This window comes from Brachybacterium paraconglomeratum, from assembly GCF_039541415.1.
Classification (GTDB): domain Bacteria; phylum Actinomycetota; class Actinomycetes; order Actinomycetales; family Dermabacteraceae; genus Brachybacterium; species Brachybacterium paraconglomeratum_A.
Genome location: NZ_BAABGE010000007.1, coordinates 90,038 through 109,715, shown reverse-complemented (window position 1 = coordinate 109,715; position 19,678 = coordinate 90,038). Strand labels below are relative to the sequence as shown.

At 68.7% G+C, this 19,678-nt stretch carries 14 protein-coding genes and 3 tRNA genes; 10 read left to right on the top strand and 7 right to left on the bottom strand.

Annotation, left to right across the window (positions count from 1 at the left end):
* Positions 1–113: 113 nt before the first annotated feature.
* The 3 genes from ABD893_RS09810 to ABD893_RS09800 all read left to right on the top strand — a co-directional run bounded on the left by ABD893_RS09810 (position 114) and on the right by ABD893_RS09800 (position 3,138).
* Positions 114–908 carry an inositol monophosphatase family protein gene (locus ABD893_RS09810; RefSeq protein ID WP_345079049.1) on the top strand — a complete coding sequence of 265 codons (795 nt, stop codon included), beginning with the start codon at positions 114–116 and terminating at the stop codon, positions 906–908.
* Between the two features lie 159 nt (positions 909–1,067).
* Positions 1,068–2,288 carry a pyrophosphate--fructose-6-phosphate 1-phosphotransferase gene (locus ABD893_RS09805; RefSeq protein WP_345079046.1) on the top strand — a complete coding sequence of 407 codons (1,221 nt, stop codon included), beginning with the start codon at positions 1,068–1,070 and terminating at the stop codon, positions 2,286–2,288.
* A gap of 28 nt (positions 2,289–2,316) precedes the next feature.
* The gene (locus ABD893_RS09800; RefSeq protein WP_345079043.1) at positions 2,317–3,138 is read left to right on the top strand and encodes a C2 family cysteine protease; all 822 of its coding nucleotides are present in this window, start codon (positions 2,317–2,319) and stop codon (positions 3,136–3,138) included.
* Positions 3,139–3,236: 98 nt separating this feature from the next.
* Here ABD893_RS09800 and ABD893_RS09795 read toward each other — a convergent pair whose 3' ends face one another.
* Positions 3,237–3,866, bottom strand: coding sequence for an SGNH/GDSL hydrolase family protein (locus tag ABD893_RS09795; protein ID WP_345079040.1), 630 nt, complete (start codon positions 3,864–3,866; stop codon positions 3,237–3,239).
* A gap of 171 nt (positions 3,867–4,037) precedes the next feature.
* Here ABD893_RS09795 and ABD893_RS09790 point away from each other — a divergent pair, with 171 nt between their 5' ends.
* Positions 4,038–4,640, top strand: coding sequence for a DUF1349 domain-containing protein (locus tag ABD893_RS09790; RefSeq protein WP_345079037.1), 603 nt, complete (start codon positions 4,038–4,040; stop codon positions 4,638–4,640).
* Positions 4,641–4,756: 116 nt separating this feature from the next.
* Here ABD893_RS09790 and ABD893_RS09785 read toward each other — a convergent pair.
* The 3 genes from ABD893_RS09785 to ABD893_RS09775 all read right to left on the bottom strand — a co-directional run bounded on the left by ABD893_RS09785 (position 4,757) and on the right by ABD893_RS09775 (position 8,523).
* Positions 4,757–4,830 (bottom strand) — tRNA-Met (locus tag ABD893_RS09785).
* Positions 4,831–5,171: 341 nt separating this feature from the next.
* Positions 5,172–5,245, bottom strand: a tRNA-Met gene (locus ABD893_RS09780).
* 173 nt (positions 5,246–5,418) lie between these two features.
* Positions 5,419–8,523 (bottom strand): UPF0182 family membrane protein, encoded by a 3,105-nt coding sequence (locus tag ABD893_RS09775; RefSeq protein WP_425548365.1) that lies wholly within the window; start codon positions 8,521–8,523, stop codon positions 5,419–5,421.
* A gap of 155 nt (positions 8,524–8,678) precedes the next feature.
* On the opposite strand from ABD893_RS09775, the gene ABD893_RS09770 reads away from it, so the two are divergent.
* Positions 8,679–9,215, top strand: coding sequence for a PPA1309 family protein (locus ABD893_RS09770; RefSeq protein ID WP_345079034.1), 537 nt, complete (start codon positions 8,679–8,681; stop codon positions 9,213–9,215).
* Positions 9,216–9,234: 19 nt separating this feature from the next.
* On the opposite strand, the gene ABD893_RS09765 is transcribed toward ABD893_RS09770, so the two are convergent.
* Both ABD893_RS09765 and ABD893_RS09760 read right to left on the bottom strand, forming a co-directional pair.
* A complete protein-coding gene (locus tag ABD893_RS09765; protein ID WP_345079031.1) occupies positions 9,235–9,738 on the bottom strand; it encodes a single-stranded DNA-binding protein in 504 nt (167 codons plus the stop codon).
* Between the two features lie 328 nt (positions 9,739–10,066).
* The gene (locus tag ABD893_RS09760) at positions 10,067–10,696 is read right to left on the bottom strand and encodes a superoxide dismutase (protein ID WP_345079028.1); all 630 of its coding nucleotides are present in this window, start codon (positions 10,694–10,696) and stop codon (positions 10,067–10,069) included.
* 200 nt (positions 10,697–10,896) lie between these two features.
* Between ABD893_RS09760 and ABD893_RS09755 the strand changes: the two genes are divergently transcribed.
* The 4 genes from ABD893_RS09755 to ABD893_RS09740 all read left to right on the top strand — a co-directional run bounded on the left by ABD893_RS09755 (position 10,897) and on the right by ABD893_RS09740 (position 17,046).
* A complete protein-coding gene (locus ABD893_RS09755; RefSeq protein WP_345079025.1) occupies positions 10,897–15,654 on the top strand; it encodes an ATP-dependent helicase in 4,758 nt (1,585 codons plus the stop codon).
* Positions 15,655–15,672: 18 nt separating this feature from the next.
* Positions 15,673–16,608 carry a DNA-formamidopyrimidine glycosylase family protein gene (locus tag ABD893_RS09750; RefSeq protein WP_345079022.1) on the top strand — a complete coding sequence of 312 codons (936 nt, stop codon included), beginning with the start codon at positions 15,673–15,675 and terminating at the stop codon, positions 16,606–16,608.
* A 41-nt stretch (positions 16,609–16,649) separates the two neighbouring features.
* A tRNA-Arg gene (locus tag ABD893_RS09745) sits at positions 16,650–16,725 on the top strand.
* Between the two features lie 30 nt (positions 16,726–16,755).
* A complete protein-coding gene (locus ABD893_RS09740; RefSeq protein ID WP_345079019.1) occupies positions 16,756–17,046 on the top strand; it encodes a hypothetical protein in 291 nt (96 codons plus the stop codon).
* A gap of 23 nt (positions 17,047–17,069) precedes the next feature.
* On the opposite strand, the gene ABD893_RS09735 is transcribed toward ABD893_RS09740, so the two are convergent.
* A complete protein-coding gene (locus tag ABD893_RS09735) occupies positions 17,070–17,597 on the bottom strand; it encodes an acyl-CoA thioesterase (RefSeq protein ID WP_345079016.1) in 528 nt (175 codons plus the stop codon).
* 127 nt (positions 17,598–17,724) lie between these two features.
* Between ABD893_RS09735 and orn the strand changes: the two genes are divergently transcribed.
* Complete coding sequence (gene orn, locus ABD893_RS09730) at positions 17,725–19,632, top strand: oligoribonuclease (protein WP_345079013.1); 1,908 nt, start codon at positions 17,725–17,727, stop codon at positions 19,630–19,632.
* Positions 19,633–19,678 lie beyond the last annotated feature (46 nt).

Here is a 19,678-nt window from a genome sequence, read left to right as displayed (position 1 = left end):
TCGCTGGTGCAGGAGGTACCCCGCAGGAGGTTCTGCCCCGCGCCGCCCCGGCGGTGCGCTGAGGGTCCGCGTCGCTGCAGGGAGCGGGCGCGCGGGGGTCGTAGTGTGGGCGCATGTCGAGTCGATTCGCCGATGACCTGCGCCTGGCCCATGTGCTCGCCGATGCCGTGGACCAGCTGACCATGTCCCGCTTCAAGGCGCAGGACCTCGAGGTCTCCATCAAACCCGACCTCACCGAGGTCACCGATGCCGACCGCGCCGCCGAGCAGCTGGTGCGCTCCCAGCTCGCCCGCTCCCGCTCCCGGGACCAGGTGATCGGCGAGGAGTTCGGCTCCACCGGCGCATCGCCCCGGCAGTGGGTCATCGATCCCATCGACGGGACCAGCAACTTCGTGCGTGGCGTGCCCGTCTGGGGCACACTGATCGGCCTCATCGAGGATGGCCACCCCGTCGCAGGCCTGGTCTCCGCACCGGCGCTGAACCGACGCTGGTGGGGCGGTGAGGGCGCTGGGGCATGGACGGGTTCGCGGATCAACAACGCCACCCGTCTCCAGGTCTCCTCAGTCGACTCGATCGACGAGGCCTCGCTGTCCTACTCCTCGCTGCATGGCTGGGCAGATCAGGACCGACTCCCGCAGATGCTGAACCTCATGCAGCGCTTCGGGCGCACCCGCGCCTACGGTGATTTCTGGTCCTACATGCTCGTCGCCGAGGGCGCCGTGGATGCGGCCTGCGAACCGGAGCTCGCCCTGCACGACATGGTGGCGCTGGTCCCGATCATCACCGAGGCCGGGGGCCGGTTCACCTCCCTCGATGGTGACGACGGGCCCTTCGGCGGCAGCGCGGTGGCCACCAACGGCCGGCTGCATGAGGAGATCCTCGAGGCGCTCGCCGCCCGCGGCTGCTGAGGCCTGCACACTTGCGACGTCCTGAGTCCTGAGATGCCTGCGGTGTCCTGAGGCCTGCGGCGCCTGGGAGTCCACGCCGGGACCTTCGTCGTCGGCCTTCAGCCCATCTCGGTAGACTTGAGCCACCGTGATCCAGAACTGCGAAGGGAACCCTTCTTCATGACCGTCAAGCGCGTCGCCCTCCTGACCGCAGGTGGCTATGCCCCCTGCCTGTCCTCCGCTGTCGGCGGTCTCATCGAGCGGTACACCGAGCTGGTGCCCGACGTCGAGATCATCGCCTACAAGCATGGCTACTGGGGCCTGCTCTCCGGCGAGAAGCTCGAGGTGGACGACGAGGTGCGCGCCAAGGCCGGCCTGCTCCACAACTTCGGCGGCTCCCCCATCGGCAACTCCCGCGTGAAGCTCACCAACACCGCTGACCTGGTCAAGCGCGGACTGATCCAGGAAGGCGAGAACGCCCTCGAGGTCGCTGCGAACAAGCTCAAGGCCGACGGCGTGGACGTGCTCCACACCATCGGCGGCGATGACACCAACACCACTGCCGCGGATCTTGCGAAGTTCCTGCACGACAACGGTCACGAGATGCAGGTCGTGGGCCTGCCCAAGACCATCGACAATGACATCGTGCCGATCAAGCAGTCGCTCGGTGCGAAGTCCGCCGCGGAGCAGTCCAGCATCTTCGCGCAGAACATCATCGCTGAGCATGGCTCGAACCCGAAGATGCTGATCATCCACGAGGTCATGGGTCGCGCTTCCGGCTACCTCACCGCGCAGGCCGCCGAGTACTACCAGACCTGGCACTCCCAGCAGGAGTGGCTGCCCGGGATCGGCCACCGCTCCGAGCGCTGGGACGTCCACGCCGTGTTCCTGCCCGAGCTGAAGCTCGACATCGAGGCCGAGGCCGAGCGCCTCAAGGCGGTCATGGATGATGCCGGCTGCGTGAACATCTTCCTCTCCGAGGGCGCTGGGATCCCCGAGATCGTCGCCGAGATGCAGGCCCGCGGCGAGGAGCCGGAGAAGGACCCCTTCGGCCACGTCAAGATCGACACCATCAACCCCGGCCAGTGGTTCGCGAAGCAGTTCGCCGAGAAGCTCGGCGCCGAGAAGGTCATGGTCCAGAAGTCCGGCTACTTCTCGCGCTCCGCGAAGGCGAACCCCGAGGACATCCGACTGATCAAGTCGATGACCGACTACGCCGTCCAGGTCGCGCTCGAGGGCGGTTCCGGCCTCGTCGGGCACGATGAGGAGCAGGGCGACGTGCTGCGCGCCGTCGAGTTCGAGCGCGTCGCCGGCCACAAGTCCTTCGACATCTCCCAGCCCTGGTTCCATGAGGTCATGGAGCGCACCGGACAGAAGATCGTTCCGGCGGAGAAGCACTGAGCTTCTCGATGACGACCAGGCGGAGTTCATGATCAGCAGCTCCCGCCCGCGCGTGCGCACCTGGCGCCGCACCCTTCGCGCGCTCGCCCACACCGGGCGGGCGCGCGATGCGCGTCTGGGGGCACTGGACTCCGCGACTGCGACGGACTCCTCCGCCCATGTGCATCAGCTGGAGCCCGGGCCACGGGCCACCGCGCTCAAGGAGGATCGCGGCCCGCTCACCCCGCCGCGGCTGCTGCGGCCGCGCCAGGGCAGGCTCGGCGACTGCTGGGTGATGGCGTCGATGCTCGCGATCCATGAGACCGCACCGGAGCGACTGCGGGATCTCCTCACCATCGAGGAGAACGGCATCGTCGCAGTGCGGCTGCCCGCAGTGTCGGAGCCGATCCGGGTGGATCGGTGGCTGCCGGTCGACGAGCAGGGAGTCTTCCAGTACGGCCGACGCGACGGCGCGAACCCGGGTTGGGTAGGCGTGCTCGAGAAGGCTGTCGCAGCTCATGTGGCCGGGGACTACCGCTTCCTGCAGCGCGGCTTCGCCCGCTTCGGCTTCGAACTGCTGCTGGGCGAGCGGGTCCGCTCGCAGCTGCGCATGCCGAGCGCCGCGCAGATCATCGCCTGGCGCGAGCAGGGACGGGCGATCGCCGCCTCCACCCATCCGCTCAGCTCCCGCGTGGCCACCGCTGCCGGTCCGCTGCCGCGCAACCATGTGTTCGCGGTGGTCGGTGCTGACGCGCGCAGCGGGCACGTGCATCTGCGCAACCCCTGGCGGCCCGAGCAGCTGCTGGTGCTCGATGCCCGCAGCTTCCGTCGCGGGTTCCTCTCGGTGGACGTCACCGCACCGCTGCGGTGACGTCCGCCCGCGCCGCGAGAGCCGGACGGATGAGAGCTGGACGAATGGTTCACGCGCGATGAACCCGTCACGCCCGGAGGAAAGGCGTCAAGGGTCCTTCAGCGTCCTGCCACGTCGAGCCAGGCATCGGCGATGAGGCGGTGCCCGGGCGGGGTGGGGTGCACGCCATCGTCGGCGACGCTCTGCGGAGTGTGCCCGGCCGCGAGCGCCGTGGCCAGCACCTGCTCGAGGTCCACGATCCGGTGGCCGTGCTCCTGTGCGAGACGGCGGATGATCGCGACCTTCCCGTCGAGATCGCTGTGGATCTGCACCCGCTCCTGGTCGATGTCAGCGACGAACGGGATGATCATCAGCACCGATGCCCCCGGCACGGTGGCCGCAAGCTGAGCGAGGAGGCGGCGGTAACCCTGCTCGAACGATTCCTCGGTGACATGCTCCCCGCGGGTGAAGCGATGCCAGGAATCGTTGACCCCCACATAGATCGTGACCAGGTCGGGAGCATGCTCCAGGCAGTCGGGGCCGAAACGGGCCTCGAGGTCGGCGACCTTGTCCCCGCCGATCCCACGGTTGATCACCGTGGCAGTGGGCTCATGGGCCGCGAAGTGCTCCGCAAGCAGCCGCACGTAGCCGTGGCCGAGCTGCTCGGGGTCCTCTCGACGACCGGCATCGGTGATCGAATCGCCGATGAACAGGAGGGTGCGGCATGAGGGGGCGGTGGTCACGGTCATAGCGGATATCGTGCCAGAAATACGGCGAGGAAGCGGCTCGAGGCGAGCATCGCCGGGCAGGGATGATGCGTCCGAGCACCGCGACCTAGACTGGCGACCGACCGTTTGCGGGACCGGCGCCGATCTCGGCTCGCGACCGTTCCTTCCCGGATGACTCGTAGGAGTTCTGTGATGTCTGCCCTCATGCTGCCCGCGCTCCCCTTCCCGCTCGACCCGACGCACGTGCCGTTCGAGGTCGTCGGCGAGGACGAGCTGCGGGCCACCTCCCAGCCCAGAACCGACATCTTCGCGCCGCCCTTCCCCGGTGCGGAGCCCACGCTCAATGCGGCGACGTTGTTCGGCACGGCCCCGGAGGGCGATTTCCAGTTCAGCGCACGGATCACGGTCGGCTTCCGCTCGACCTTCGATGCCGGGGTGCTGATGCTCTGGCACGACGAGGAGCACTGGGCGAAGCTGTGCTTCGAGTCCGCTCCGGACGGCAGCCCGACCGTGGTGTCAGTGGTCAACCGCATCGTTTCCGATGACGCGAACGGGCAGGTCGTCAAGGCCGAGCACGTGTGGATGAGGATCAGCCGGGTGGATGGCATCTACGCGTTCCACAGCTCGTTCGACGGTCTGCGGTGGGACATGGTGCGCCTCTTCGCCCTCGAGTCCCCCCGTCCGCTGCGGATCGGCTTCGAAGTGCAGTCGCCGACCGGCGAAGGCTGCGAGGTCGTCTTCGACCAGATCTCTTACTCGGCAACGCGCCTGGAGAACCAGCGCGACGGCTCCTGAGAACTCCTGACCCCAGGGACTGAGCCTCTGGAACACCCCTGATTCACCAGCATGATCCATCGGGTGAAGAGCAGAAGGCCCGGACAGTGTTTCCACTGTCCGGGCCTTCGTCGTAGTAGCGGGGGCAGGATTTGAACCTACGACCTCCGGGTTATGAGCCCGGCGAGCTACCGAACTGCTCCACCCCGCGGCAACATCAGCAACTCTACGACCCACTTGTTCCGCTTGCAACCAGGGAAAACAGATCGTCAGAAGCGTCACAGCGGCTATGTCCAGCACACATGGAGAACGAGGAGCATCAGGCCCGGCCCCGCACACACTGACACGGGGCCTTGTTCACCGCCGCTGTGAACTCCGCACGCGGCGGCTTCTGGCGACGTCTCCGCATCGAGGCCGGGATGATCCCCTCGACCTGCACCTGCACCAGCACGGACCACATCCCTGCGGGACTGATTCAACGCCTCCGCCGCGATCGAGCACAAGAATAAGGGCCCCTGATCAGTATTTCTACTGGTCAGGGACCCTTTCTCGTAGCGGGGGCAGGATTTGAACCTACGACCTCCGGGTTATGAGCCCGGCGAGCTACCGAACTGCTCCACCCCGCGGCAACATCAGCAACTCTACGACCCCCTCGCGCTCACGTCCAACCGGGGATGGTTGAACGTGTGCCATGACACGTTCATGGGCCGTTCACCTGCCCGGACGCCGGAACGCCCGGCCGGTGCCGGCTCAGTGCCGGCGCCGGTCGGGCGTCCTGGTGTGGGGCGTCAGCGGCGGATCAGCCGCCACCGCCGTCAGAGGGCTGCGCCGGGACACCGGTCCCGCCGAGCTCCTGGTTCGCCGCGATCGCACGGTTCAGAGCATCGGAGAGGCGTGTCTGAGCTTCGCCGTAGGCGGCCCAGTCTCCGGCGGCCATCGCGGTCTCAGCTTCGGTGACCGCGGTGTCCATATCTGTGAGCGCCTGGTCGAGGCGTTCCTCAGGGGACCCGGCGGCGGGCGGCGGGGCCTGCTGGCCTTCCTCGCCCTCTGCCGGTGTCTCTTCTGCCGCGCCCGCAGCACCTTCATCCGTCACGGCGTCGGCCGTGCCGGAAGGTGCATCCGGGTCGACGACCTCGGCATCGCCGGCGTCGGCGCCCGAGTCACCGCCGAAGACGAGGTCCAGGGCTTCATCGAGCGTCGGCGCGAAGCCGATCTTCTCGCCGAAGGAGACCAGCACCATCTGCAGCAGCGGGTACTGGGTGCCACCACCGGTCTGCGAGGACTGCAGGTAGACGGGCTGGACGTAGAGCAGTCCACCACCCACCGGCAAGGTGAGCAGGTTGCCGTTGAGCACCTCGGAGTTTCCGGACTTCAGCAGGTTCAGCGCCTGGGAGACGTTCGGTTCCGCGTTGAAGGTCGCCTGCACCTGCCCCGGGCCGTTGACCGGGTTCGAGGAGGGCAGCACCAGCAGCGTCATGTCTCCGAAGGAGTCCGCCGGGTTGCCCTCGGTGTTCCCCGTCTCAGAGTCCACCGCCAGGTATCCGGTGAGCACGTTCTGCCCCTCGGAGGGGATGAAGCTCGAGGAGAGCATGAAGCGTGGAGTCTCCGCATTGGGCATCTGCATCGTCAGGTACATCGGCGGCTGCGCGGCCTGCTGGCCCGCGGTGCCGTCCGGGTTGGTGGGTGCCGGGACCGTCGGGTCCGGCGGCACCTGCCAGAAGTCCTGCTGGGTGAAGAAGTCGTCCGCGTCGGTGACGTGGTACGTCGACAGGATGTTGCGCTGGGCCTTGAAGTAGTCCGCGGGGTAGCGCAGGTGCGACATCATCTCGCCGCTGATCTCCGAGGCCGGCTGCAGCGCCTCGGGGAACACCTCGGCCCAGGCCTTGAGGATCGGGTCCTCCGTGTCCCAGGTGTACAGGGTCACCGAGCCGTCGAAGGCGCTGACGGTGGCCTTGACGGAGTTGCGCATGTAGTTCGCCGAACGCTCACGGTTGGTCGCAGTGTCATTCGGGTTCGTCTGGGAGTCGTTGACCGTCTGATCCAGGTTCACGGACTGGGCGTACGGATACTCCGTGGTGGTGGTGTAGCCATCGACCACCCACACCAGCTGGTCATCGACCACGGCCGGGTACATCTGGGAGTCCAGGGACAGGAACGGTGCGACCTCACGGACCCTCTGCTGAGGGTCACGGTCGTAGAGGATCTGCGACTCCTCGTTGAGGTAGTTGGAGATCAGAATGTTCGGGTCGCGGAACTTGATCGCGTACAGCAGCTGGTTGAAGAAGCTGCCGACGGCCGGCCCGCCATCACCCTGGAAGGTGTTGTAGACCTGGTCGCCGCCTTCCTCGTCATCGGTGCTGCCACGCTGGTAGTCGAACTCCTCGGGCTCGCTGCCCTCCGGTGCGCCGACGACCGAGTAGTCCGGGGAGTGACGGCCGAAGTAGACCCGCTCCTCGTGCTCGTTGAAGGCGCCTTCGCCGGGGACACCGGACTGGAGGAAGCTGGGCTCACCATCGGCGTTACGACGGTTGCCATGGGCAGCGGCGGTGCCGTAACCGTGGGTGTAGATGACGTGCTGGTCCACCCAGGAGCGATCGGCCAGGCCGAACTTGTCCGGGCGAAGCTCGCGCACACCGATCACGGTGTCCTGCAGCTCGCCGTCGATCTCATAGCGATCCACGCTGAGCACATCGTCGAAGCCCCAGTAGCGACGGTTCGCCTCTCGCTGCTCGAAGGTGGGCGAGATGATGTTGGGATCCATCAGGCGGATCTGTGCGGTGGTCGAGGCGTCCTCGCGCAGCGCGCCCGGCTCGGCGTCGGTGGTGGCCGTGTAGGGCACCTCGTTGACGTCGTCGAGGTTGAAGGCGGTGCGGGTCGCGTCGATGTTGTTCTGGATGTACGGCTGCTCAAGGGCACGCTCGTTGGGCTGGACCTGGAACTGCTGGATGGCCCAGGGGTAGAGGTTGCCGACCACGAGCGTCGAGAGGATCATCAGGCCCGCACCGATTGCAGGGATCCGCCAGTCGGAGCGGAAGATCCACACGACGAACATCGCCGCCACCACGATCGAGGCGATCGCGAGGATGGTCTGGGCAGGCAGGATCGCGTTGTGGTCCGCGTAGGAAGCGCCTTCGAAGCGCGTGTGCTCTGCCGTGAGCAGGTCGTAGCGCTGGAACCAGTGTCCGGCACCGAGCAGCAGCACGTAGATCGTGGCGAGCACTCCGAGGTGGCGACGAGCAGATCTGGTGACCTCGAGCCCGCTCTCCTGCCCCCAGCTGACACCGCCGTAGATGAAGTGTCCGATCACGGCGCCGACGATCGAGACCAGCAGGACGAACTGCCCGAAGGAGATCAGCAGGTCGATCAGCGGCAGGGTGAAGACGTAGAACGAGATGTCGTTCTCGAAGATCGGGTCGACCTGGCCGAAGTCCTGCGGGTGCAGGAACAGCTGCACGTCCTTCCAGGCCCGGGAGAGGGCCAGCCCGCCGAAGGCGCCGATCACGACCGGTGCACCGTAGGTGAGGCCGCGGCGGAGCGGATCCACGGCGGAGCGGAACTGCTCGAGCGCCTCCTGCTCACGCGTGACCGGCGGGTAGACGGGCCGTTTGGTGTAGGCCAGGCGCAGGCTGAGGAACAGCGGAATGGCGAACACGATGAAACCTGTCAGGAACAGGAGCGCCTGGGTGATCCAGCGAGTCATGAGCACATCGGTGAACTCGAGCTGGTCCATCCAGAGGTACTTGGTCCAGATCTCGGACGCGATGACCAGCAGGACGATCAGCAGCGCGAGGACCCCGAGGGTGATCGCCAGCGGCGAGATCCGCCGTGGTCCCCCCGAACTCGCGTCGGGGGCTGGTCGTGGGCGCGGCCGCGGCATATCGCCGAACGGAGCGGAGAAACTCACAGATAACCTCAGGTGCCTCGGTGCCGGAGCCCGTGATCACGTCGCCTAGCGCACAGGGACGAGACCCCGGTATCCGGGTACAGTGTGGTGCCGCCGCGAGACGCGACGGTGTACCCATTCTGTCAGGCCGAACCTGTGAGGGACCTCTCGATCCGATGACAACTCCGGCCCCGGACCCACTTGACGCCTCCACTGCTGCCCTTGCTGCGGCAGTTCTCGAGGTCGCCCGGCACGTCGAGGGCAGTGTTCTGCCTGTTCCGCGCCTTTTCGCGCTGGCTCGCAGCGCGGAGCTGATGGCGGCTTCTCCCTCACTCGCCGCGCTGCTCGGCGCGGCGGGCGATGAGGGCGGCGCGCCCGACGATCTCCAGCTCACGCCGATCGATCTCGACGATGGCTCCACTCCCGCTGCGGCTGATCCGCTCACCGTGCTCGAATCGGCCCAGTGGCCGGATCTCGCTGCGGGCGGGGCGATCGTCTGTGATCTCGCGCCGTCGGCCTGGAGTGCCCGCGATGGCGCCGATGACCAGAAGCTGCCCAGCGGCAGCTCCCTGCGGGTGGTCGTGGCTGCACTGGCTGACGGCACCACGTGGTCCGCCGTGCAGCGCGGCGACAAGAACGACTACGTCCTCGGCGCCGCACTGCTGCCCGAGATCTCCCAGGCCCTCGTCCAGACGTTGCAGGCCGCCGACTGAGGCCCCTGGCCAGACGGGTTCAGAACGCCGGCTCGTAGGAATCCTCGGTCGACTCCTCCTCCACGCTCTCGTCGCCCACCGACGACTCCTCGGAGTCTGCCGCTGCTCCTGCGAGCAGGACCTCCCCGGTATCGGGATTGACGTCAGGCACGTCCGTCGACCGCAGTGGGCGGACGAAGCTGGTGGTGCCGTAGGAGAGATCGTGGCCGATGGACTCGGCCTGAATGTTCAGCGAATGGCGGGCCGTGTTGTCCTCGCCGGTCCACTCGGAAGTGTTCAGCCGGCCGGTGACGATGAGCGGCTGGCCCTTGTGCACCGAGGCGAGCAGGTTGCGCGCCAGTCCCTTTCGCGCGAACACGGTGACGAATTCCGTCTTGCGATCGGTGAAGTCCTGTGCGGAGGAGTTGTAGTAGCGCCCGGTGACTGCGACCCGCACCTTGGCGGTGACGGACCCGTCGTCCTGCGGATGGGCGGTGGGGTCGGCGGTGGCGTTCCCCATGATGGTGGTCTGGATATCCCGCATGGCGGTGTCCTTCCTCAGGTGCCGGGGCTGTCCCGGCCTCGGCTCCCTGCCGATGACCTCAGCGTCGCGGTCGCATGCCGTCATTGCCAGGGCAGCGCGATTCCTGTGGATGGCGGGCGTCTGTGGAGGAACGGTCGCACGACGTGATCGAGCAAGCGTCCCTGCGACTGATCGTGCGGGGACGTCTTGCCCATCGAGGGTGCGGACAGCGCAGCGGCCGGCCCCTCCGTGGAGGGACCGGCCGCTGTCACCGCGGAGCACGGACCGGTGAAGATCCGTGCTGCAGGACGAGTCCGGCGCCGCCCGTGAGCAGACGCCGAAGCTCAGCTCAGGCCGTGGGGATGACCAGGCCGGAGGCGTTGCTCGTCGCGTTCACGAACCGTGCCTGGACATCCGCCCAGTTCACGATGTTCCAGATCGCCTTGACGTAATCAGCCTTCACGTTCTGGTAATCCAGGTAGAACGCGTGCTCCCACATATCCAGCTGGAACAGCGGGATCGTCGCGACCGGCACACCGTTCTGCTGATCGTAGAACTGCTCGATCACGAGGTTCCCCCCGAGCGGCTCATACGCGAGCACAGCCCAGCCGGAACCCTGGATGCCCAGCGCCGCCGCGGTGAAGTGCGCACGGAAACCATCGAACGACCCGAAGAACTCATCGATCGCCGCAGCGAGCTCACCGGTGGGCTTGTCGCCACCCTCGGGCGAGAGGTTCTTCCAGAAGATCGAGTGGTTGGTGTGACCACCGAGGTTGAACGCGAGGTCCTTCGAGAACTGGTTCACGGTGCCGAAATCGTTCGCCTCGCGCGCCGCTGCAAGCTTCTCCAGCGCCGTGTTCGCGCCCTTGACATAGGTCGCGTGGTGCTTGGAGTGGTGCAGCTCCATGATCTTCCCGGAGATCGAGGGGTCCAGCGCGCCGTAGTCGTAATCGAGATCAGGAAGCGTGTAGTCAGCCATGAAGATCATCCTTTCGTCGTGTGGTGCGCGGGGCCAGCTGGTGCGGGGCCCGCCGTGCCATCCATCCTGCCACGATGGACTGCGAGTTGGCGGGGCGAGTGTCATCTGCGGTCACCCGGGCTCGGTGGGCTCTCTGGTCGGCGCCCCGTCGAGTGGCCCTCCACGATCGAAGTGTCCTCCCCGCAGTCCACAATGGGGCGATGGCCATGCCTCGACAGGCGCTCCCGGCGTCCTTCTCCTCTGCCACCGCGACATGGTTCGCAGAGTCCTTCGATACCCCCACCCCTGCCCAGTCGGCGGCGTGGGAGGCGATCGAGCGAGGGGACGACACCCTGGTCGTCGCACCGACCGGCTCTGGCAAGACGCTCGCCGCTTTCCTCACCGCGATCGATCGACTGGCCACCTCCCTGGCTGTCGAGGAGCCGAGCGGCCCGGCGGGGAAGAGGGCGAAGGGGCCCGGGCGCAGGACGACCCGCGTCCTGTACCTCTCCCCGCTCAAGGCGCTCGGCGTCGATGTGGAGCGGAACCTGACCTCGCCTCTGGTGGGCACGGCGCGGACTGCGGAGCGGCTGGGAACTCCCCGCTCGCCGCTCAGCGTGGGCGTGCGCACCGGCGACACCCCGGCTGCCGAGCGGCGGCGCTTGATCTCGCATCCTCCGGACATCCTCATCACCACCCCCGAGTCGCTGTTCCTGATGCTCACCTCGCAGGCACGCGAGACGCTCCGCGGGGTGGACACGGTGATCCTCGACGAGGTGCACGCTGTCGCAGGGACGAAGCGCGGAGTGCACCTGGCACTGTCGCTGGCACGGCTGGATGCCCTGCTCGAGACGCCGGCCCAGCGCATCGGGCTCTCAGCGACCGTCGAACCTGTCCACGAGGTCGCCGACTTCCTCACCGGCTCCGGCCGCTCCCGGCCGGTGACGGTGGTGAAGCCGGAGTCGACCAAGAGCTGGGATATCAGCGTGACGCTGCCGGTGCCGGATCTGCAGGCCATCGAGCCTCCCGCCGACGCGGTCGACGACGAGGACGTCTCGGGCACCATCTGGCCGCACGTCGAACGGGCTGTGCTCGAGAAGGTGCTCGCGCACCGCTCGACGATCGTGTTCACGAACTCTCGCAGCCAGGCTGAGCGGCTCACGGGGAAGCTGAACCGCCTGCACGCACGCCGGCTCGCCGCCGCAGAGCCGCTCGCCGCCGCAGAGCCGCTCGAGACCGACGCGACGGAGGCAGACGCGGAGGTCGAGGACATCGCCCGGGCCCATCACGGCTCGATGTCCAAGGAGATCCGGGCCGGGATCGAGGAGCAGCTGAAGTCCGGGACTCTGCGCTGCGTGGTCGCGACCTCTTCGCTCGAGCTGGGGATCGACATGGGCGCCGTGGATCTGGTGCTGCAGGTCGCCGCACCCATGTCGGTCTCGAGCCTGCTGCAGCGGGTAGGGCGCGCGGGGCATGACGTCGGCGCCATCTCCCACGGCTCTCTGCATCCGCTGCACGCCGCGGATGTGCTGCGCAGCGCGGTCACGGTGCAGGAGGCGGTGGCGGGGCGGATCGAGCCGCTGACCGTGCCGCGCAATGCTCTGGACGTCCTCGCCCAGCACACCGTCTCGGCGGCAGCCATGGATGATCTGCAGATCGATGACTGGTTCGATCTCGTCCGCAGCGCGCATCCCTACCGGGCGCTGCCCCGCACCGCCTTCGACCAGACGATCGACCTGCTCGCCGGGCGCTACCCGTCCACCGCCTTCACCGAGCTGCGGCCGCGACTCGTGCACGATCACGAGACCGGACTGCTCACGGGCCGACCCGGCGCTCAGCGCCTCGCGGTCACCAGCGGCGGCACGATCCCGGACCGCGGCCTGTATCCGGTGCATCTGGTCGCGAGCGAGGACGACTCCCAGCCCCGGCGGGTGGGTGAGCTGGATGAGGAGATGGTCTACGAGTCCCGTCGCGGGGACGTGATCACGTTGGGCACCAGCAGCTGGCGGATCGAGGAGATCACCGCCTCCCGGGTCACCGTCTCCCCCGCCTTCGGCATGAGCGGGCGGATCCCCTTCTGGCACGGTGACGGGGACGGCCGCCCGGCGAGCCTCGGGCGGGCGATCGCCACCGCGCAGGCGGAGCTCGCCGTCGCTGAACCCACCGAGGCGACGACGCGGCTGGCCGGACTCGGGCTCGATGAGAACGCCCGCACTGTGCTGCTGGACCACCTCGCCGAGCAGCAGCTGGCGACCGGCGCGGTCCCCGGGCCGCAGCAGCTGGTGGTCGAACGCTTCCTCGACGAGCTCGGCGACTGGCGGGTGGTGCTGCACTGCTCCTATGGGCAGCGGATCACCGGGCCCTGGGCGCTCGCGGTCGGGGCCAGGGTGGAGGAGAGGTACGGCCTGGATGGCCAGGTGATGGCGGCCGACGACGGGATCGTGCTGCGCATCCCCCATGGCGAGGAGCCTCCCGGGGCGGATCTGTTCGTGTTCACGCCGGAGGAGATCGAGGAGGAGGTGCGGCGGCTCGTCGGCTCCTCTGCACTGTTCGCAGCCCGTTTCCGCGAATGCGCGGCCCGTGCGCTGCTGCTGCCGAGGCGGGACCCGAACCAGCGTGCGCCGCTCTGGCAGCAGCGCCAGCGCTCCTCCCATCTGCTGGAGGTGGCCCGGCCCTATCCCGACTTCCCGATCATGCTCGAGGCGGCGCGCGAGTGCCTGCAGGATGTCTACGACCTGCCCGCTCTCATCGAGCTGATGGGGCAGATCGGGCGCCGGCGCGTGGAGGTGCGGGAGGTCGAGACCCCGGTGCCCTCCCCCTTCGCCCGCTCCCTGCTGTTCGGATATCTCGCCCAGTTCATCTACGACGCCGACGCCCCGCTGGCCGAGCGCCGCACCGCCGCGCTGGCGCTGGATCAGTCGCTGCTCGCGGAGCTGCTGGGGTCGGTGAGCCTGCGTGAGCTGCTGGACGCAGACGTGATCGCCGAGGTGGAGCAGCGCCTGCAGGGGCTCACGGAGGAACGTGCACTGCGCGGCGCGGAGCAGATCGCGGACGCGTTGCGCCGGCTCGGCCCGCTCACCCGGGAAGAGCTCAGCGCTCGCAGCGCCGAGGGCGTCGATCTCGATGACGAATTGGACCGCCTGCGCACGGCGCGACGGGTGATCTCCGTGCGCCTCGCCGGGAAGGAGCATCTCGCCGCGATCGAGGATGCCGGCCTGCTGCGCGATGCGCTCGGCACCGCCCTGCCTTCAGGGATCCCGGACGCGCATCTCGCGCCCGTGGGTCGGTCCGTCGCGCAGCTGCTCTCCCGCTGGGCCAGGGGCCGGGGCCCGTTCCCGGCGACCGCGCCGATGGACGCCTTCGGACTCGCGCCCGGCGTGGCTCGCGGCGCCCTCGAACAGCTCACCGCCGAACGCACGCTGCAGCAGGGCGAGTTCACGCCGGGGCGCGAGGGTGAGGAATGGGTGGATGCGGAGGTGCTGCGGCGCATCCGTCGGGCGAGCCTCGCCGCGTCCCGGCGCGAGATCGCGCCGGTGCCCGGCCCGGTCTACGCACGCTTCCTCGGCCAGTGGCAGCATCTGGTGGGGCGTGGCGCCGACGGCCGACGGGAGCGCGCCGCCTGGCGGGGCCGCGACGGTCTGCTGTCGGTGATCGACCAGCTCGCCGGGGTCTCCCTGCCGCTGTCGGCCTGGGAGTCCCAGGTGCTGCCGGCGCGGATGCCGGACGTGAACCCGGCGCTGCTCGATGCTGCCTTCGCCGCCGGGGAGCTGGTGTGGACCGGGCACGGCCGGCTCGGCGCCGACGACGGCTGGATCCGCCTCCATCTTGCCGACGCCCTGCCGCTCGGGCTCGATGCCGCCGAGCTCGAGGAGAGCGCTGCGGGGCTGCCAGAGGGTTCCCTCGCCGCCCGGGTGCTGGACCTGCTGCGCGGGACCCCCGGCGCTCTGCGGCACGGGGAGATCCTCACGGCATTCGCCGACGAGGGCGCAGCCGCGGCGCCGCCGGAGGTGCACGAGGCCCTGTGGGACCTCGCGTTCCAGGGGCTGATCACCAACGACTCCTTCGAAGCGCTGCGCAGCTACAGCCACGGACCCGCCGCATCCCGCTCCGGCCGGGGCGCGGGCCGCGGCCTTGCTGGACGCTCCCGGCCGCTGACCCGCCGGGGCGCAGGGCGGCTCTCGGCCGCGATGATGCGCCAGGGCGTCTCCACCGTCTCCGAGCTCACGGCCGGGCCGATCGGCGCGGGGCGCTGGTCCGCGGTGCGAGTGGAGAGCGTGGATCCAGCGGCCCGGGCGGCGGCGCTGGCGACCCTGCTGCTGGACCGGCACGGGGTGGTGACCCGCGGGGCGATGGACGTCGAGGACATCCCCGGCAGCTTCGCCGCGGTGTACCGGGTGCTCGCGGTGCTCGAGGAGAACGGCTCCTGCCGGCGCGGCTACTTCGTCGATGGCCTGGGCGCCTCCCAGTTCGCGCCGGTCGAAGCGGTGGACAGGCTGCGGGACGGCGAGCGGGAGGCGGAATCCGCGCGAGCCTCCGCCGCCCAGTTCTCCGAGGAGCCCATCAGCGGCCCGCCGGCCGATGCCTCCACTGTGGCATTGGCAGCGACTGATCCGGCGAACCCCTACGGCGCAGCACTCCCCTGGCCCGAGCTGATGATCCCTCCACCGGAAGGGAAGACGGTGCGGCCCGCGCGCCGCGCCGGAGCGCTGGTGCTGCTCACCAGCGGTCACGTCGCCGCTGTGGTCGACAAAGGCTCCAAACACCTGCTGTGGTGGGCGTGCGAGGAGGTCACACCAGAGATCGCTGGGCAGCTGGTACGGGCGATCTCCGAAGATGCTCGCCTCCCCCAGCTGCGCATCGAACGGATCAACGGCCACCCGATCGATGCGACGCCGGTCGCGGCCATCGGCAAGGCGCTCGTGGACGCAGGCTGCTACCGCTCCCCGAGGTCGATCCGGCTGCGCGCAGGAGACCGCTGATGTCGGGGGCGAGCGCTGATGCCTGAAGGAGACACCGTCGCCCGGCAATGCCGGATCCTCCACGACGCCCTCGCCGGCGCGGTCCTGACCACCTGCGATCTGCGGGTGCCCCGCGCCGCGACCGCGGATCTCGTCGGCTGGCGCGTGGCCGAGGTGCGCCCGCGGGGCAAGCATCTGCTGATGCGGCTGCTGCCACCGGCCCCCGGACCGGCGCCGCTGACCCTGCACACCCACCTCATGATGGACGGCATCTGGCACGTGAACGGGAAGGCGCTGCGCTCGAGCGACACCAGCGCCGGACCGCGCCCCGCGGACACGATCCGCGTGCTCCTCACCGCGAGGCATGAGGACGGCCGCGAGGCCCGTGCGATCGCCTACGACGTCAAGCAGGTGCGCCTGCTGCGCACGGCCGACGAAGGCTCGCTGGTGGGCCATCTCGGGCCGGACCTGCTGGATCCGACCTGGGACGAGAACACCGGGCTGCGCGAACGGGCGATCGTGAACCTGGCTGCGGAACCTGATCGTCCGCTCGGCCTCGCTCTGCTGGATCAGCGCAATCTCGCGGGGATCGGCAACATCTACCGCAGCGAGCTGTGCTTCCTCCGCCGCCTCCACCCCGCTGCTCCGAGCAGTGCCGCGGGCGATCTCGGCGAACTCGTCGATCTCGCACATCGGCTGCTGGTGCTGAACCAGGACCGTTCAGTGCGGGTCACCACCGGCGGAATGCTGGGCCGGGACGGGGATCTGTGGGTCTACGGACGCGGCGGGAAGCAGTGTCGGCGCTGCCGCACCCGGATCAAGCGCGGGGAGCTCGCGGATCCGCGACTGGAGGGGACGGAGGCGCGGGTGCTGTGGTTCTGCCCCCGGTGCCAGGCCGGGCCCGGCGCGCCGGTGACGATGCCGCGCCGTGAGCCGGTGCACGGCCGTGCACCGGCCCGTCGGCGGGATCGGTAGACTTCTCCGGGTGCTCCAAGCCGTCCGGCGTACGAGCCCATGCCTCCATAGCTCAATGGATAGAGCAACGGCCTTCTAATCCGTAGGTTGCAGGTTCGAATCCTGCTGGGGGCACCACCTATCACCGCCATCGAAGGAGTCGCCGCCATGCTCAGATTCCTGACGTTCGGTGCGATCGCGCTGCTGCTCCTGCTGCGGCTGGCCCGCACCCGATTCGGGTCACGCCTGCTCGGCATCCCGCAGCGGGTGCTGGAGATCGTGTTCCTGGTCGCGTTGCTGCTCGCCGGGGTTCTCGCAGTGGTGTTCGAGCAGTGGATCCTGTTGATCGTGGTCGTGGTGCTGCTCGTGATCACGGGGGTCGAGGAGCTGAAGCGACGTGCGGCGAAGCGTGCGAAGCCCACACCTCGTCGCTCCACCACAGGCTTCCCGCGGCGCTGAAATCGGACAGCCCGCCGATGGGCTCAGAGCTCCCGGCCGTGCCGCGAGGATCCCTCATTCCAGTCCGTGATCCAACCCGGGAGCTCGAGGTGCTCCGGCAGCGGCGTCACCAGGTCGAGCACCTCGTCCATCGGCACCGAGCCACCGGACTTGCGCAGGAAGCGGGCACGCACGATCGCGTCGGCCACTACCTTTCCGTCACGGCGGAACACCTGCTCCATATAGATCCAGCGGTCATCGTGGCCGATCACTCGAGAGGCGAGATCGAACGTCTCCCACAGCTGCAGGGACTTGCGATAGGTGATCGACTGCCCGGCCACCACCGGATACCAGCCTTGGTCGGTGATCCGCTGCCAGAAACGCGAGCGCACCATGAGGTCCATGCGCCCCAGGTCCATCAGGGTGAGATAGCGGCCGTTGTTCATGTGTCGCTGCACGTCGAGGTCGGAAGGGTTCACACGGAACCTCACGTGGGAGGTGTCCCAGATGCTCAGACGGCTGCGGAAGCGCACGCGGGCCATGAACAGCAGCAGGCGGAAATAGAGATTCACAGCGGGGTCCTCCGGAAGCTCGCGTCGACTCGTCGATGAGTGCAGGTGACCACACAGTAACTGTCTGCTGCTCGGCTCGCTGTCGGCACATCGTGCTCGCCAGGCGCGGCCACGCTACTGTGGCCCGGTGACCTCCAGCTCCACTCGTGCCATCAATGACCGCATCATCTGGGTCGACTGCGAGATGACCGGCCTCGACAAGCAGCGCGATGCGCTGGTCGAGATCGCCGTCCTCGTGACCGACGCTGATCTGAACATCCTCGGGGAGGGAGTGGACGTCGTCATCAAGCCCCCCGCCGAGTCGCTGCAGGGGATGGACCCGTTCGTCGTCAACATGCACACCGTCTCCGGCCTGCTCGAGGAGCTCGACGGCGGGATGACGCTCGAGGAGGCGCAGGCGCAGTGCCTCGAGTATGTGCGCCAGTACTGCCCCGAGCCCGGCAAGGCTCCGCTGGCCGGCAACAGCGTCGGCACCGACCGCGTGTTCCTGGACCGCGACGTGCCCGAGTTCGCCCAGTGGCTCTCCTACCGCACGATCGACGTCTCCAGCTTCAAGGAGCTCGCCAAGCGCTGGATGCCGCGCGTCTACTACAACATCCCCGCCAAGCACGGCGGCCACCGCGCGCTCGCCGACATCCGCGAGTCGATCCAGGAGCTGAAGTACTACCGCGAGGTGTTCCTGGTGGCTGAGCCCGGTCCCACCACTGCCCAGGCCCAGGAGGCTGCGCGCTCGTTCGAGCTGCGCGACGAGGAAGGTGCCGGCGCCGCCGCCCCGGCCGCAGCTCCTGTCCCACACGTCCCCTGGCTGGACCGCGCCTCCCACCGCTCCTGGCTCGAGGGCGAGAGCGAGGAGCTGCTGGTGTTCGGCTCGGAGTCGGTGCGCGAGGACGGCGGCTTCGCCTGGCTCGACGAGCACGGCGCGCCGGACCTCTCGCGCCCCTCCGAGCTGTGGCTCACCTGCCGGATGACGCACAGCTTCGCCCTCGGGCACCTGCTGGGACGGCCGGACTTCGGCCGCTTCGCCGATCATGGCCTGGCCTCCCTGCGCGGGGTCTTCCACGATGACGAGCACGGCGGCTGGTTCAGCTCCGTCGCGGGTGGCAAGCCGGTGGACGACTCGAAGCAGGCCTACGCCCACGCCTTCGTGGTGCTCGCCGCGTCCTCGGCCCTCGCGGCCGGACGCCCCGGTGCCAAGGAGCTGCTGGACGAGGCACTCGCGGTGCTCGACGAGAAGTTCTTCGATGACGCTGCAGGCATGAGCGTGGACACCTTCGATCGCACCTTCGCCGACTGCGAGGAGTATCGCGGGATCAACGCGAACATGCACACCGTCGAAGCACTGCTGGCCGCGGCCGATGTCACCGGTCAGCGTCGCTGGCTGGACCGCGCCGTCGGCATCGCCACCCGCGCGATCGACGAGTTCGCGCGCCTGAACGACTGGGCGCTGCCCGAGCACTTCGATACCGACTGGAACCCGCTGCTGGACTACAACCAGGACGAGCCGGCGCATCCCTTCCGCCCCTACGGCGCGACGATCGGCCACTGGATCGAATGGTCACGCCTGGTCCTCCACGCCCGCGCCGCACTGATCGCGGCCGACGGCGAGGCACCCGCATGGATGCTCGAGGCCGCGACCGCGCTGATGGAGAAGTCCGCCGCGGCCTTCGGTGCCGACGGGGCACCGGGCTGGGTGTACACCGTCGACTGGGACGGCTCCCCCGTCGCCGGCGAGCGCATGCACTGGGTTGCCGCGGAGGCCGTCGGCGCTGCCGCGGTGATGTACCAGGTCACCGGGGACCGCGTGTGGGCCGAGCGCTACGAGCAGTGGTGGGAGTACATCTCCACCTACCTGCTGGACGCCGAGAACGGCTCCTGGTTCCACGAGCTGGACGCAGACAACGAGCCGCAGGGGAATACGTGGCCGGGCAAGCCGGATATCTACCACGCCCTCCAGGCCACGCTCATCCCTCGCCTGCCGGTGACCCCCACGCTCGCCGCGGCGCTGCGCGACGGGAAGCTCGACCAGAACCTCTGAGCACGCAGTCCCAGCAGCTCGGCGGCTCAGCAGCTCGACGGGCTCA